Here is a 14,974-nt window from a genome sequence, read left to right on the forward strand (position 1 = left end):
CCAGCGCCGAGGTGGAGTGCGACAGCGCCTCCTCCAGGTAATCCCACATCGGCAGGCCGCGGGGTCACTCCTCGCAGACCAGCGGCAGGCCGCCGGTGACCAGGTAGGCGTCGAAGGTGTCGGCCGGGTCGAGGTCGAGCATGGCGCCGAGCTCGAGCGGGCTCAGCGGTGGCACGATCATCTCCACGGCGCGCTGGTGAAAGGGGCGCCCGTAGGCGTTGAGCGCTTCCATCATCGCCAGGTCTGACCCGACGCCGATGAGCAGCACCGGGTGGCGAGCGATGACCCGGTCGAACACCTTCTGCAGAGCGCCCTCGAAGGCGTTGTCGGGGCCGGTCAGGTACGGCAGCTCGTCGATCACCACGATGCTGGGGCCGTCGGTGGGCAGGGCGGTGGCCAGCAGCCGCAGTGCGGCCTCCCACGTCGCCGGGGTGATGCCGGCGGATGTGGTCGCGTCGGACAGGTCGGAGGCGGCGACCTCCTCGGCGAACAGCCGCAGCTCCTCCGCCGGCTGCTGCATCGACGCGGTGAAGAACACGTGCGGCACGCCGGCACGCTCGATGAACTCCTCGATCAGGCGCGACTTCCCGACCCGTCGACGAACGCGAACGATTTCGGAGTTCAGCACCACCACTGACCGTGGTTCCCTGCGGCAGTCCTTGGTGTCGGCCATCCGCTCGGCGGCGAGCCCCGGCGTCTGGGCCGACGCTGTCGCCATGACCTTCGGCGTGTTGCGTGGCAGGGCGCTGCACCGCGTCGTGCGAGAGTCCGGCGGTGTGCCCCTCGCCGTTGCCACCCTGACGGTCGGGGGTGCGGTTCTCGCGGCTGACAGTCTGCGCACCGAGCTCCGGCCGGGGGCGCCGATCGTTGCGGCCAAGGTCGGTCAGCGCGGCAACTGCGCTGTGCTGCTCACCGGGTTGGCGACCGTGGAGGGCAATGATCTGCTCGACGACGTCCTGGCCGCCCTCGACCTGCGGCACGACGTCGAGTCGGCGATGCGGGCGGTCAGTGACGTGCTGCTTTGGGCCTGCAGTCCACTGCTGCCCCACGTGCCTGAGCTGCTGGCGGTCAACGACTCCCTGTGGGACGTCGTGCTGGCGGTCCAGACACGGCACGGGAGGTGGCAGTACGCGCGCTTGCGTGGGTTCCGCGGCACGGATGACTTCGCGTTCGAGACGCAGATGCTGCAGCCGAGGGCGGATGAAGTTCTGACCGTGGTTCTCGGGGCGTGGCATCCGGAGCTGGGCCGGCTTGACTCCGCGTACGCCGAGGGCTACGCGGACATGGTGTTCACCGCACGCGCGGTTCGCATGCCTGCCCCGCCGCCACCGCAGGCGCTGCCCGTGACCGACGTGGTGGCGGCCGTGGCGGCCGAGCTTGACGCGGCGATCGCCACCGAGGAGCTCGCGCGGCGGCCTGTGGGCTGGCCGGCGCGGGTGAAGTGCGCGCCGAGGCCGGCGCCGGGTGGCCAGATTCGGGACCGCGGCTACCGTGGGACGGACCGCCCCTACCCGAACGTGAGCGGCACGACATGGGGGTTGGACGCGTTGGGCCAGCAGATCCCGAGGTGCACGGACGGCCACGGCGGCCCGGCTGGCACCGTGTCGGGCGGCTGCGCGGGGCCGGGTTTCCGGCATGACGCCCTGTTCTACGACTCGGTCGAGGAGTTGGCCGACCTCGCCGCTCCGTTCCTGCTCGAGGGCCTGGCAGCTGGAGACGGCGCGGTGATCGCCGCCGGCCCGGCAGTCACCGCCGCCCTGCACGACGCGGTTGAGAACCACTCGCTGGTGCTGGTGCTCGAGCGGCACGCGCTCTACCGGTCCCGCACGCCGACGGCGATCACCACCTTCCGCGGACTGGGTGAGCAGGCAGGCCCAGGCCGGCGGGTCCGGGTCGTCGGCGAGGTCGACTTCGGCACCACCGCCGCGGACTGGACCGAGTGGCAGCGCTACGAGGCGGTGATCAACGCCGCGTTCGCGTCGTCACCGCTGTGGGGGCTGTGCGTGTTCAGTACCGCCCTGCCCGAGCCGCTGCTGACTGCTGCCCGGCGCACCCACCCCCAGCTGGTAAGCCGTGACGGCCGGGCGACGAACGCTGACTACGTCGACCCGGCGACCTACCTGGCCGGTCTCTCGGTCCCCGACGAGCCGCTGGAGCGCACGCCGCCCGCGCTGGTCGCCGACGACGTCACCGACTTCATCGGGCTCCGGCGGACCATCCGCCGCCATCTGAGCAACCTCGCCGGACCGGCCGACCTGCTGGAGGACTTCCAGCTGGCTGTGGACGAGATGACCTCCAACGCTGTCCGGCACGGCCACCGGCCGGTCAGCCTGCGGCTGTGGACCGCGCCGGGTCAGCTGGTGTGCACCATCGGCGACGCCGGAACCGGCCCGGCCGACCCCTTCGCCGGGTACGGGCCGGCGCACGGCGAGGACCTGTCGGCCGGCGGGATGGGGCTGTGGCTGGCCCGCCAGCTGTGCGACCACGTGGCCCTGCGCCGCGACGCGCACGGCAGCAGCGTCCGGCTCACTACCCGCTGGGTCTGAGCCGACCCCCGCGCTGTCCTGGGGTCAGTCCCTCGGGAAGCCCGGCGGCACCCGGTGCGGGCCGGCCTCCGGCGGGCGCGGCCGGTCCTGCGGGTGCAGCCGGACGGCGACCAGGGCGACGTCGTCGTCGGGCGCGTCGGGCAGCATCCTCGCCAGCAGCTCATCGCACAGCTCGTTCAGCTCCCGGCCGGCGAGCTCGGCCAGCACAGCCTTCAGCCGAGCCGTTCCCGCGTCGAGGTCGGAGTTCCGGCGCTCGACGAGCCCGTCGGTGTACAGGAGGACGACCACGTCCCGCTCCAGCGTCACCTGAGACTCTCGCCGGAGCGCGTGGGCATCCACACCGAGCAGCAGGTCGGTGCGCTCGGTGGTCAGCGCGGTCACCGTGCCGTCAGCGGCGATCGTCATCGGCGGCGGATGGCCGGCGTTCGACCAGCGCAACCGGGTCAGCCCGGCCTCCCGCTCGTCGTCGGTCTGCTCCAGCCGCGCGATCAGCGTCGTGGCCAGGATTCGCGACTGCAGGGTCTCCATCACCTGGCCCACCTGGCGCAGCACCGCAGCCGGCCCATTCTGGTCCAGGGCGCCGATGGTGCGCACGATGCTGCGGATCTGCCCCATCGCCGCTGCGGCAGCCACGTCGTGCCCGACGACGTCGCCGATGACCAGCTGGGTCGCGCCGCCGGGCTGCATGAACGCGTCGTACCAGTCGCCGCCGACCTCCGCCGACTGAGCTGCGGGCACGTACCGGACGGCGATCTGCAGGTGGTCGGGTTCGGGCGGAGCGGTGAGCAGCGACCGCTGGAAGCCCTCGGCCAGCCCACGCTGCTGCCGGAACAGCCGGGCGTTGTCCAGCACCAGCCCGGCGCGGGCGGCGACGTGCCGGGCGGTGACCAGATCCTCGGCGCTGAACGCGCCCCGGTCGGTGCCGTTGGCCAGGGTGAGCATCCCGACCGAGCCGTCCCGCCCAGGTAGTGGGAGCACCACCACCGCTTCGGGTGCCAGCGCCCGGAGCGCATCGTGCATCGGCCCGGGGGGGAGCCTCGTGAGGGCTCGCGCGGTCGCGTCGGCGTCGAGGAGCTGCAGTTGACCTGTCCGCATGGCCCGCTTCAGCACGGCGTCGTTGGAGAGGGCAGCCAACCGGACCCGGGCGTAGTCATCCAGGACCTCCTGCATCGCGGGGTCGACGTGCTGGGCGGCGGCGTGGCGCAGGCCGCGCCGGACGCCCGCGGCCTGGTCGTCCACGCTCAAGGTGACGATGCACCAGTCGGTCAGCGCGGGGACGAGCAGCCGGACCAGCCGGTCGGCGGCCTCGTCGGGGTCCAGGGTGCCGACCAGCTCCTCGGTGATCCGGCCCAGCAGCCGCTCCCGGCCGGCCGCCCGCTCCGCCTGCTGCTGCGCCACGGCGCGGGCGGTGACGTCGACGAAGTGCAGCGCCACCCCGGTCGGGTTCGGCACGGCGCGCACCTCGACCCAGACGTCCAGCGGCTGGGGGTAGTACGCGTCGAAGGACACCGGCTGCCCGGTGTCGGCGGCGCGGCGGTAGTGGTCCTCGAACTCGGTGCCGACGGCGGCCGGGAACGCCTCCCACAGCGGGCGGCCCAGCACCTTCTCCCGGGGGAAGCCGGTGATCCGCTCGACCTCGGCGTTGACGTGCGTGATCACCCAGTCGGTGTCCACCGCGAGGAAGCCGACCGCCATCGACTCGACCGCCTGAGCTGCCAGGGCCAGCGGCTCCCGTTGGGCGGTGGTGTCGTGCACCACGCCCACGAGACGCGAACCGGCGCCGTCGCCACCGCCGATCACCTGCCCCCGGGCGGCAAGCCAGCGGTGCGCGCCGTCGGCATGCACGATTCGGTACTCGGCGTCGTAGGTCGCGCCGGTGTCGACGGCGTACTGCACCGCCGCGACGACATCGGCGAGGTCGTCGGGGTGCACGTGGGCGTACACGTCGTCGGGGCTGCCGGAGAAGCCTGCCCGATCCATGCCCGACAGCCCCAGCAGGCGGTCATCTACGGTCAGCGCGCCGGTGTCCAGATCCAGGTCGAAGGTGCCCACCTGCCCGGCAGCCAGCGCCAGCGACCACCGGGACCGGTCGAACTCGCGTTCGACGAGCAGCTGCCGGGCGTGCGCCGCGGACTCCTCCGCCCAGGCCACGGCGGCGTCGGCGCGCAGCTGGGCCGCCCGCATCCGCAGCTCCGAGCCGCACGCACCGGCCAGGTCGGTCAGCACCGCCACGTCTTCGTCCGACCACTCCCGTGGCCGGCTGTCGATGGCACACACCGACCCCACGACCTTGCCGTCGGCGTCGGTGATCGGAACGCCGGCGTAGGCGATGACATGCAGGTCGGGGATGGCCAGGTTGTCGGCGACCAGCGGATCGGTGCGCGCGTCGGTGATGACCAGCGGCGCGGCCGAGCGCACCACGTGCTGGCAGAACGAGTGGCTCAGCGGTGTCTTGCGCGTGGACTGCCACGGCTCGGGCAGCCCCAGCGCGCCGGGGAACACCTGCTCGTCGTCCGACACCATCGTCACCAGCGCCACCGGGACGTTCAGCTGGCGGCGCACCAGGCGGGCGAAGCGCTCGAACGCCGCATCCGACTGCGCCGGCAGCGCGGTGCCCGCAGGTAGCGAGCCAGTCACAGAGACCCCCTTGGACAGGGACGCGGACGTGAGGTCCCACGGAGTCGGCCCACCGATGGTACCGGTCCGCGCTACGCCCACCGTTCCTTCGATCCCGTGCGGGGGCCGTTGCTAGTCGTCGAGTGAGCCGCTCACGGTCATCCGGTCAGCCAGTTCGCGCAGCTTCAGGTTCTGGCGCTGGCTTGCGTCGACCAGGAGCGCGAACGCCTGGTCGGAAGTCAGCCGGTGGCGCTCCATGAGGATGCCGACCGCCATCCCGATGCGGCGGTTGGACTCGAGGCCCGCTTCTAGGCTTGCAGCCTGCGCGCGCGCAGTCTCAAGGTCAGACAGCGCCCTGCGCAGCTGCTCGTCGACCGACCGGCGAGGCTCGAGCATGTGGGCAGTGTCCCAGCGCGAACCGCTGCGGCAGAACGAGGGCCGGACGCCGCCGCAGACCAGGCGGCCGGCCGTAGCCCGTCGTCCTGCGGGGCCGGTGTCTCGGCGGTGGCCCGCAAGCGCCGGTGGGTCAGCTCCACGTCCATCAGCCGCCGCATCAGGCTGTGCTCGGCCAGGTTGAACGGGCTGTCCCTGCTGTAGACCGCCCGCAGGTCGTTGCCGAGCCGTCCCAGGCCGGTGGTGTCCTCGGCAGCCTCCGCCAGATCCAGCTGCACCGCCTCGACCTCCTTCACGAACCGGGCCATCGCCTGCTGCGTACCGGCGACGTCCTGGCGGTACCGCTGCCGCACCGCCTCGAGCACCCAGTCCCGAGCCGGGATGTCGTCGGGGTGGAGGTACCAGTGGCCGCGTTCACCCCTGCGTGCCAGACCTTCCCCGCCTCGCACAGCTCGCGCAGCACGTCGGTCGGCACGCCGGCGAGCTTGGCCGCCTGCCCGACCGTCACCTCGGTCATGCCCGGTCCCGGCTCAGTCGCACAGCGCCAAGCCAGCCTCGATGAGGTCACCGATGCTCACCTTGAGGTCCAGACCGCTGCCATCGTCGGCCCAGATCGGGTCGATGTCGGCCCACTCGCCGGAGCCCTTCGCGGTGCCGTTGACGGCGTACGTCGTGCCGTCGGCGGTGAACGTGACCCGGCTGCCGGGTTCGCAGTCGAGCGTGCCGCGGTCGACGGTCAGCGGCCAGGTCCGGCCCTCGCCCTCGAACTCGGCGCGGGACACCTCGCCGACCTCGCCGGCCGACGAGCCGCTGGAGTCCCCGCCTCCGATCCGGGTGCAGCCGTACACGACGGCCGCGACGACCAGCAGGAGGATGAGGAAGCCGCTGCACGAGTCCCCGGCGACGGAGGGGTGCCGGGGAGTGCGATTCCCCGGGCGCATTCCTTCACCGGGTGGGCTGGGACAATCGGGCCGGAGCTTCGCCGCGACCCCGTGGTGGGCGGGAGACGGGACCAGATGAGCACGCACGACGGCGATGGCACCGAGCCTGAACTGTCACGCCTGATCAGCGGCGACGAGGCACGCCGCTCGCTGCTGGACATGGCCGTGGCGGCGGCCGGCATCGGCACCTTCGACTGGGACCTGACCACCGGGATTCTCACCTGGGACGACCGGCTGCTCGAGCTGTTCGGGTACGGGCCGACCGAGTTCGACCAGACGATCGAGGCGTTCAACGACCGGCTGCATCCCGAGGACGTCGGCCCCGTCGGCGTGCAGATGCAGAAGGCGATCGACGGGTGTGGCGACTACGCCGCGGAGTTCCGGGTGCTGCTGCCCGACGGCGGGCTGCGCTGGGTCGCCGCGCGCGGGCGGGCGCTGTGCGACGAGGGCAACGCCGCGGTCCGCCTGCTGGGTTCCGCGTGGGACATCACCGGTCGCCGCGCCGTGCAGGAGCAGGGTGAGCAGGCAGCGGCGCGGGAACGGCTGCTCAGCCGCATCACCGAGGACCTCGCCGCCGACCTGGACGCGGAGACGGCCGTCGGCCGCCTCGCGCGGCTGGTGATTCCCGCGGTCGCGGATCTGGCCATAGTCACCCTGATCGGCGACGACCGCGCCGCCGGGTCCCGGCGCGGTCTGCGCACCTCGGAGTCCTGGCACGCCAATCCGGAACTGCGGCCGGCGACCGAGGCCTACGCGCAGGCGCGGCTGGCCGCGCTCCGCGACGACGCCCTCATCGTCGGCGCCCTGCGGACCGGGCAGCCGCAGCTGCTCAACGGCAACGCGACCGCTCAGGCGCTGTCGATGGTGCAGCCCGGCCCGACCCGCGAGCTGCTCACCACCCTGGCGCCCGAGGCGGTGGCGGTGCTGCCGCTGCCCGGCCGGACCGGCCCGGTGGGCATGCTCACGCTGGCCAACGGCCTCGAACGCGGCACGTTCAGTCCCGAGGATCTGGTCACCATGCGGATCGTCGCCTCCCGGGCCGGGCTGGTGCTGGACAACTCGCGGCTCTACCGACAGCAGCGGAATCTCGCCGAGGGGTTCCAGCGGTCCCTGCTGACCCCGCCGCCGGAGCCCGACCACCTGCAGATCGCTGTCCGCTACGTGCCCGCCGGGCAGTCCGCGCAGGTCGGCGGAGACTGGTACGACGCGCTGATGCAGCCCGCCGGGGCCACGGTGCTGGTCATCGGTGACGTCGTCGGCCACGACGTCGAGGCCGCCGCCGCGATGGGGCAGCTCCGCAGCATCGTGCGCACGCTCGGCGCGATCGACGGGGACGGGCCGGCCGCGATCCTGCGACAGGCCGATGAGGTCATGCAGACCCTGCAGTCGGGAATCCTCGCGACCGTGGTCGTCGCCCGCCTCGAGCAGAGCGCCGCCGACCGCGACCTCGGCGTGACCCGGCTGCGCTGGTCCAACGCCGGCCATCCGGCGCCGGCCGTCATCGCTCCCGACGGCACGGTGACGCTGCTGACTGCCGGCCACACCGACCTGATGCTCGGCGTCGACCCCGGGACCCGGCGCCGCGACGCGCAGGTGACCCTGGACCGCGGCGCCGTCGTCATCCTCTACAGCGACGGGCTGATCGAACGGCGCGGCTCCGACCTCGACCACGGCGCCGCCCGGCTACAGGCCGCGCTGGCCGACCTCGCCGGCCACGACCTCGACGAGCTGTGCGACGAGCTGCTGGCCCGGATGCTGCCCGACCAGCCCGATGACGACGTCGCGCTCGTCGCGGTGCGGCTACACCCCCAGGACCGGCCGCGGCCGCCGGAGGCCGGCCCGAACCGGGTGCCACCTACCGTCCCCGCCGACTGACGTTCAAGCAGCACATGGGGGGCCAGGGCCGCGGTGGCGTGTGCGGCCAACGCCGCAGCTCACGCGGCCCGGCCCGGGGCCGGGGCGACGATCACCGCCATGTGAGCACGTGACCCGCACCGAGTCGGGAACGGCCAGCGGCCTGGCGCGCCATGGAACCTCCAGTCCGGGCGGTCCGGCGGTGCGGTCGGCCACGTCGTGGTTGCCGCCGCGGCAGTCAGCACATGCAAGAGAGTGCCCCGGCAGTTCGGGCAGCGGCTGCCCGCCGGCCGCCCGCCGGCCGGAGCCGATGCCGCCTCGCAGGTGCGAATCAGGTGCTCGACGAGGCGCGACCGGGGTCCCGTTGGCGCAGCTGGTGGCGGAAGCACAGGCCTCCCCGCCGCGCGGCGGCGCTCAGGCTGCCGACGAGTTCCCCAGCACGCTGCTGGGGATCTCCCGCAAACCTGTGGGGGCAGTCGCCAACAGGCTGTTGGACAACTCGGGCAGCGGCGTTCGCACAAGGAGCTCCCTGGACACCGCGGACTACGCCCCCGAACTGCTCCCGCAGCCGCTCGGCAATCATCGCGATGCCCACGGGGTACGGGGGCCGCCCCGCAGGACCAGCTTCCCCGTCGACTTCGGTCCCTCCAGCCGGACGTCCTCGATCTGGTCGGGCGGGAACAGCGGCCAGTCGGCGTCGAAGAACGCGAGCACCCCCGGTCACCGGGACGTCGGCAGGCAGCCACGGATCGCCGGGGAGCGCGTTCACGGACGAGCTGAACTCCGGGGTTCAGGACAGCGAAGGGGGCGCCTCCTCGCGCGTGTAGTCCACACGCGCCCACACCGTCTTGCTCCCGCTCCCGAGTGGCTCCCAACCGTGGGCACCGCTGATCTCGGCGACCAGGGCCAGACCCAGTCCTCCGAGCGCGGCGTCCCGGCCCGGGTCGGGAGTCGGCGGCACGTCGCCGGCGGCGTCGACAACCTCGAGCAGCCAGCACTGGCCGTGGTCGGTCACCATCACCTCGACCGGCGACCGGCCATGCCGCACGGCGTTGCTGACCAGTTCCTCGAACGCCAGGAGGAGCCGCTCGACGCCTCCCTCGGTCGCCCCCCGGGGGCGCACGCCGTCGTGCAGAGCGGCACCGAGCTGCCTGCGGGCGGCCGTGACGTCCGACGGCCGCATCGGGCGCCAGCGCCCCAGGATGCGGCCGTCGGACCGAGGCGCCGGGCGCGGGCTGAGCACCCAGGGCGTCCCCGCCACAGGGGCGGGAGCCGTCACCGTGGCGAGCACAGGATCACCGCTGCCGGTCATCCCCGCCGCCGCGTTCTCGGCGACCCGCGGGGCCGAGCCCGTCAAACCCGGCGGGGCCTCATCGGCAGGCGCGGGGAGGCCGAGGTCAGCTCGGGGTGGGGGGACACGATCGTCTGGCACGGGGATTTCCTGTCGTCCTGACCGGTTGTTTTCAGTCACGGCTGCGGGCCACTCTTTGACCGCGCGTTGAGACAATGTTGAGGCTAGGTCCAGGTGGTGACGTCCCGCCGCCACGCGACGGTGTGCCCTGCGCCACATTCGCCGACAGTAGTTCCCTTGGTAGGTTCGAGACATGGTTGAGACCCGACTTCCGGATCAACGGGGGGTCAAGGATCCGGCCGTCGAAGGGACGTCGCACCGGCCGCTCCCGCGCCCGGTCGTCCTGCTGATCGACGACGAGGTGGACTTGGTCGCGATGGCCGGCAACTACCTCACCCGGAGCGGCTTCGAGGTGCTCACCGCCGGCGACACGCGGACCGGGGCGGCGCAGCTGCGGGAGCGCCCGGTCGACCTGGTGGTCCTCGACCTCGGGCTGCCCGACGGCAACGGCCTGGAACTGCTCCGCACCCTGCGCCAGGACGACCACCCGGTGCCCGTCGTCGTCCTGAGCGGCCGCGGGCTGGAGGGCGACCGGCTGCTCGGCCTCGAGCTCGGCGCCGACGACTACATCGTCAAGCCGTTCTCCCTGCCCGAACTGGCCGCGCGCATCCGAGCGGTGCTGCGCCGCTCCGCCCCCCCGTCCGCCGGCCCGCTCGTACCGGTGGGCGAGCTCGTCATCGACACGTCCGCGCACGAGGTGAGCGTGCACGGCACCCCCTTGGCGCTCAGGCCCCTGGAGTACGACCTGCTCACCCTGCTCGCCCTGTCCCCGCGGCAGGTCCACTCCACCGCCCAACTGCTCGAGCAGGTGTGGGGCTCCGCCGCCGGGCGGGCCGACGCCACCGTGTCCGAGCACGTCTACCGGATCCGGCAGAAGCTGACCCACGCCGGCGCCGCCAGCCCGCGGATCGTGACCGTGCGCGGCGTGGGGTACCGACTGGACCCATGAGGCGCACCATGACTCCCGACGAGGTCGACTACACGGCGGTGTTCGACGCGCTGCCGGCCCCATTCCTGGTTCTCACGCCGGAGCTGGTGATCGTCGGGATGAACCGAGCGCGGGAGCGGGTCACCGGGACGCGTCGAGCCGACCTGGTCGGGCGCCATCTGTTCGAGGCATTCCCCGACAACCCGGAGAACCCGCGAGCCAGTGGGGTGCGCCACCTGCGGGCCTCGCTGGAGCGGGTGCTGTCCACGGGGGAACCGCACACGATGGCGGTGCAGCCCTACGACATCCTCGACCAGTCGACGGGCGAGTTCGTGGAGCGGTACTGGAGCCCGGTCAACGTCCCGGTGCTCGATGAGCACGGCCGCGTAGTGCTGCTGCTGCACCGGGTGGAGGACGTCACGGACTTCATCCGGGAACGGCAGCTGCGGCAGGTCGAGCAGGAGCGGGGCGAGGAAGCGCTGCAGACTCGTCTGGAGGATCTGGAGGTCGACCTGTTCAACCGCGCCGGCGAGATCCAGGAGGCCGACCGCAACCTGCGGGAGGTCATCGCCCGGCTGGAGACCACCACCGCGCAGCTGCAGGCCCAGCACCAGGAGAAAGACCGGTTCATCGCCACGCTCTCGCACGAGCTGCGCAACCCGCTCGCCGCCGTCCGAGCCGCCCTCGACGTCCTCGCCCTCGACATCGCCGGGAACCCGGTCCTGGCGGTGCTCGACCGCCAGACCGCGGCCCTGACCCGCATGACCGACGACCTGCTCGACGCCGCCCGCGGAATCGCCGGACGGCTCACCGTGCAGCGTCACCCCCTGGACCTGCGGACGCTGGTGGAGCAGGTCGTGGCCGACGTCGGATCCGCACACGGAGGGCGGGCCCGCACCATCGACCTGGTGCTACCAGAGACGCCCGTGCCAGTCGACGGCGACGCGGTCCGCCTGGGCCAGGCCGTGACCAACCTGATCGACAACGCCTGCAAGTACACCCCGGCCGACGCCGCGGTCGGCGTCCGGCTCACTGCCGACGACGGCAACGCCGAGCTACAGGTGCACGACGACGGGCCCGGGTTCGACCCCGCCGTCGCCGAGCGGTTGTTCGAACCCTTCCACCGCGAGCCGGATCCCCGGAGGCAGGCACCCAGCGGCCTGGGTCTGGGGCTGGCCGTCGTCCGCGGCATCACCCAGCTGCACGACGGCACGGTCACCGCGCACAGCAACGGCCCCGGCACCGGCGCCACGTTCACCATGCGGCTGCCGCTCCGCGTCGAGCTGCCCGACGCCGCGCCGGCTACGGAACCGGCAAGGGAACCGGCCTCAACCGGCAGCCAGGGGCCTCCCGCGGAATCGACACCGTCCGCGCCGCCGACGCCGCTGCGCATCCTGATCATCGACGACAACGAGGACCTCGCCCGCGCCTACCAAACGGCGTTGACCCTCCGCGGCCACGAAGTCACCGCCGCCTTCACCGCCCGCGACGGGCTCGCCCAGGCCCAGAATGCCTTCGACGTCGTCCTCTGCGACATCGCCCTCGGCGAGGACGTCGACGGCTACGAGGTCGCTCGCCGGCTGCGCGGTACCACACAACACCGCCGGACGCGGTTCGTCGCCATCTCCGGATTCGGCCGCGACAGGGACAAGTCCCGGGCCCTGGAGTCCGGATTCGACGCCCACCTCACCAAGCCCCTTGACCCCGGCGACCTGGAGCAGCTGCTGCGCCGGTGGAGTGCGGACGAAGCCACCGACCCGGACCGGGACTGAGCTCCACCGCCTGCAGGCCGTCGCCGACCGGGTCGCCGACGGCGAGCTGTTAGGCGAGGGCGACAAGTACGTCCTGCACCAGCACGCACGCCGCACGCAGCCCGGTGTCCTTGACGTCGATGAAGGTCATGTGCGGCCACTGCCCACGACCATGCGCTGCAGGACCGGGCACGGCGTGACGTTAGCCGGGGCGTCTGGACGGGCGCACGCACCAGCGCTACGAGTCTGCGTCCCCGCTCACCGGCGCACCGTAGGTCCGCGTCCTGACGGGGCGGGATGATTCGGGGGGGGGCTCCGGTGATTCCTGGTGCGGCCGTGCTGGTCCGCGCCGGTTTCGGCGGGCGCCCTATGCAGAGGTGGCGCTCACCCGACGGCGAGAACACGGGTCCAGGCGGCAGCACGTGGGCGACACGGTGGTCGTCGACCAGAGGGTCGGCATTGCAGGGCGCGCCTCCGGATGCTCCCCGCTCCGCCGGCCCACCTTGGACGTCAGAGTGGGAGCAGGCCGTCGTCGAACGGACGCATCTGGCTGTAGACCTTCGCCCAGGAGTGACCCCCGACGAACCAGCTCGGGTCTGCGTTCTTCAGCACCTGCTTCGTGCTCCAGAGGTGCAGCTGACCGGGCGCGCCTTTGGCCGACAGCCACCGCCGCTCGCGGTCGGCTCGCCGGCGGCCGTCGCGCTCGTCGATCAGCACGAAGACGTCGGTGCCCGCCTGTGCCAGCACCGAGGCGTGCGCCAGAACCAAGATCTCGCCCAGGCTGCTGGTGTCGGTGATGCGCTTCTCCGCGGGCATTCCGCTGACGCGGGAGATGGCGGTAGAGAAGGGCTCGGTGGTCAGGTCGTCGGAGAGGACCACCACCCGCTCGGAACTTCGAAGCGCAGCCCAGGTGCGCACGACCCCCGTGCGGCGGAACCGGGCGCTGCTGCCCTTGCCGGCCACCTCGGCGTCCACGCGCTCGGGCACGGTCAGCTGCAGGCCGCCGTGCTCGGCGGTCTGCAGCAGCACGTTCTGCTGACCGACCGCGAGGAAGTTCAGGGTCGGGCCGGCGTCGAGCAGGACGCTCACGAGGTCGACGACGCCCGACTGGCGAAACCAGGCGGGAACAGCGGAGCGTCGTCGTCGTCGACGTCGTCGGGTCCGGCCACGTCGTCCAGGGTGTGCCGTGCCGCTCCGAGCTGCTCGGCCAACTCCTCCGGCGCCTGCTCGTACCAGGCGGCGACCTCAGCGATCCCGACGGCGCCCTGGTGGTAGCCCTCGACCGCGCGGCGCATCAGCTGCTGCGGCGCACGCGGCCGCATCGACCCCAGCGCCAGAGCCTGGTACTGGCTGAGCCAGCCGTAGCGGGCGGCCAGAGACGGAGCGGACAGCGCCATCCATGCCGCGCAGGTGTCCGGGTCGATCAGGCGCGCCTGCTTGAACTGGATGGCCGCCATCGCCGGGGAGGCCTCGAACTCCTGGACGACGGCGGCCAGATCGCCATCGCCGATACCTGCCTTGCGTGCCGCGGTGCCGAACCGGTCGCGCAGCGCGGCGACTGGCAGCAGCAGGTGCCGGGCGAACGCGTCGGCCTGGATCTCCGCGGGCGTGCGGGCACCAGGCACGGGTGCGTCGGCGGCATTCAGGTCGCCGCCGACCACGTGGCCCATCTCGTGAGCCAGCGACGACCGCTGCCGCATCGGGTGCCGGGTGGTGGCCACGACGATGACGACGCGATCGGTGACCGGGTCCAGCATCGACAGTCCGTGCTCGGCGTCCCCGGCGTCCATCGCCAGCGCGTCAGAGTCCAGAGCGGTGTGGGCGAGCTCGAACAGGTCGCCGAGGGGGCGCGTCCCGAGGTCGTGCTTGAGCCGGAACGCCTCCGCCCGCTCCCGGGCGATCTGTTCGTTGCTCACGTCTGCTCGATGCCCTGGTCGGTGAGGTAGGCGTCAAGCTCCAGGTAGGCGTGCAGCTTCTCCCGCATCGCCACCATCTGCGGCTGGGACCCGTCCGTTCGGGCGGCGTAGCGCACCCGGTCGCGCAGCGCGGCCACACCCGTGATGGCTCCCGCGCGCACCCCGAAGCGGTCGGCCAGCAAGATCAGCTCGTGGCCCTTGAGGGGCCGACTACCGGTCTCGATGCGCGAGTACGTCGGCTGCGACACGTCGATCACCTCGCACGCCTCCTCCTGCGAGACGCCCGCCGCTTCGCGGACCTCCCGCAGCCGGTTGCCGAGCGCTTCCTGGTTGATGAGCACCGGGGAAGTCATGATGAATAGCACCTCCTGAGCTATTCATTGTGCCGGAGGGGCGGCCCCGGTGCAATGAGGTTGCGGACCAACCACCCCGGTGGCGTGAGCGGTGGTCCAGCTCGACACTCAGCCGGGGCGGACTCCGGGACGCCTGACTCGACCGCCGATCTGTCATGAGCCGCACCCGATCGCACCGATTGGAACCGTCAGCCGCGATCCCGGCGTGCCTGCGTACGCTGAGCGGCCAACTCCTCCAGGGGCGCAAGGCTGCGCGCGCCGTGTC

The 14,974-nt window shown here is 72.5% G+C and carries 14 protein-coding genes; 4 read left to right on the forward strand and 10 right to left on the reverse strand.

Annotated elements, in window-relative coordinates; genetic code table 11:
* Positions 1 to 64: 64 nt before the first annotated feature.
* Positions 65 to 547, reverse strand: coding sequence for an AAA family ATPase (locus ACI792_RS01660; protein ID WP_456601041.1), 483 nt, complete (start codon positions 545 to 547; stop codon positions 65 to 67).
* Here ACI792_RS01660 and ACI792_RS01665 point away from each other — a divergent pair.
* Positions 528 to 2,546 (forward strand): anti-sigma factor RsbA family regulatory protein, encoded by a 2,019-nt coding sequence (locus ACI792_RS01665; protein WP_456601042.1) that lies wholly within the window; start codon positions 528 to 530, stop codon positions 2,544 to 2,546. The two genes, ACI792_RS01660 and ACI792_RS01665, sit on opposite strands and share 20 nt — an antisense overlap.
* A 24-nt stretch (positions 2,547 to 2,570) precedes the next feature.
* Here the strand turns inward: ACI792_RS01665 and ACI792_RS01670 are convergent, their stop codons facing one another.
* The 3 genes from ACI792_RS01670 to ACI792_RS01680 form a co-directional block, all read right to left on the reverse strand.
* A complete protein-coding gene (locus tag ACI792_RS01670; protein WP_456579443.1) occupies positions 2,571 to 5,183 on the reverse strand; it encodes a SpoIIE family protein phosphatase in 2,613 nt (870 codons plus the stop codon).
* Positions 5,184 to 5,294: 111 nt separating this feature from the next.
* Positions 5,295 to 5,558, reverse strand: coding sequence for an ANTAR domain-containing protein (locus ACI792_RS01675; protein ID WP_456601043.1), 264 nt, complete (start codon positions 5,556 to 5,558; stop codon positions 5,295 to 5,297).
* 527 nt (positions 5,559 to 6,085) lie between these two features.
* Entirely contained in the window at positions 6,086 to 6,496 is a 411-nt protein-coding gene (locus tag ACI792_RS01680) for a DUF2511 domain-containing protein (RefSeq protein WP_456579445.1), read from the reverse strand.
* A gap of 75 nt (positions 6,497 to 6,571) precedes the next feature.
* On the opposite strand from ACI792_RS01680, the gene ACI792_RS01685 reads away from it, so the two are divergent.
* A complete protein-coding gene (locus ACI792_RS01685; RefSeq protein WP_456579446.1) occupies positions 6,572 to 8,371 on the forward strand; it encodes a SpoIIE family protein phosphatase in 1,800 nt (599 codons plus the stop codon).
* A 558-nt stretch (positions 8,372 to 8,929) separates the two neighbouring features.
* Here the strand turns inward: ACI792_RS01685 and ACI792_RS01690 are convergent.
* A complete protein-coding gene (locus ACI792_RS01690) occupies positions 8,930 to 9,064 on the reverse strand; it encodes a hypothetical protein (RefSeq protein WP_456579447.1) in 135 nt (44 codons plus the stop codon).
* A gap of 76 nt (positions 9,065 to 9,140) precedes the next feature.
* Entirely contained in the window at positions 9,141 to 9,533 is a 393-nt protein-coding gene (locus tag ACI792_RS01695; RefSeq protein WP_456601044.1) for an ATP-binding protein, read from the reverse strand.
* A gap of 421 nt (positions 9,534 to 9,954) precedes the next feature.
* Between ACI792_RS01695 and ACI792_RS01700 the strand changes: the two genes are divergently transcribed.
* Positions 9,955 to 10,710, forward strand: coding sequence for a response regulator transcription factor (locus tag ACI792_RS01700; protein WP_456579449.1), 756 nt, complete (start codon positions 9,955 to 9,957; stop codon positions 10,708 to 10,710).
* Positions 10,707 to 12,461, forward strand: coding sequence for an ATP-binding protein (locus tag ACI792_RS01705; RefSeq protein ID WP_456601045.1), 1,755 nt, complete (start codon positions 10,707 to 10,709; stop codon positions 12,459 to 12,461). The genes ACI792_RS01700 and ACI792_RS01705 overlap by 4 nt, the downstream gene beginning before the upstream one ends.
* A 49-nt stretch (positions 12,462 to 12,510) precedes the next feature.
* Here the strand turns inward: ACI792_RS01705 and ACI792_RS01710 are convergent, their stop codons facing one another.
* From ACI792_RS01710 to ACI792_RS01725, 4 genes are all read right to left on the reverse strand, one after another.
* A complete protein-coding gene (locus tag ACI792_RS01710; protein WP_456579451.1) occupies positions 12,511 to 12,633 on the reverse strand; it encodes a hypothetical protein in 123 nt (40 codons plus the stop codon).
* A 317-nt stretch (positions 12,634 to 12,950) separates the two neighbouring features.
* The gene (locus ACI792_RS01715) at positions 12,951 to 13,529 is read right to left on the reverse strand and encodes a hypothetical protein (RefSeq protein WP_456579452.1); all 579 of its coding nucleotides are present in this window, start codon (positions 13,527 to 13,529) and stop codon (positions 12,951 to 12,953) included.
* Positions 13,526 to 14,356, reverse strand: coding sequence for an ImmA/IrrE family metallo-endopeptidase (locus ACI792_RS01720; protein ID WP_456579453.1), 831 nt, complete (start codon positions 14,354 to 14,356; stop codon positions 13,526 to 13,528). Before ACI792_RS01720 ends, ACI792_RS01715 begins: the two co-directional genes overlap by 4 nt.
* Entirely contained in the window at positions 14,353 to 14,709 is a 357-nt protein-coding gene (locus ACI792_RS01725) for a helix-turn-helix domain-containing protein (RefSeq protein ID WP_456579454.1), read from the reverse strand. Before ACI792_RS01725 ends, ACI792_RS01720 begins: the two co-directional genes overlap by 4 nt.
* Positions 14,710 to 14,974: the final 265 nt, after the last annotated feature.

It is taken from the genome of Blastococcus sp. SYSU DS0669 (assembly GCF_054050895.1).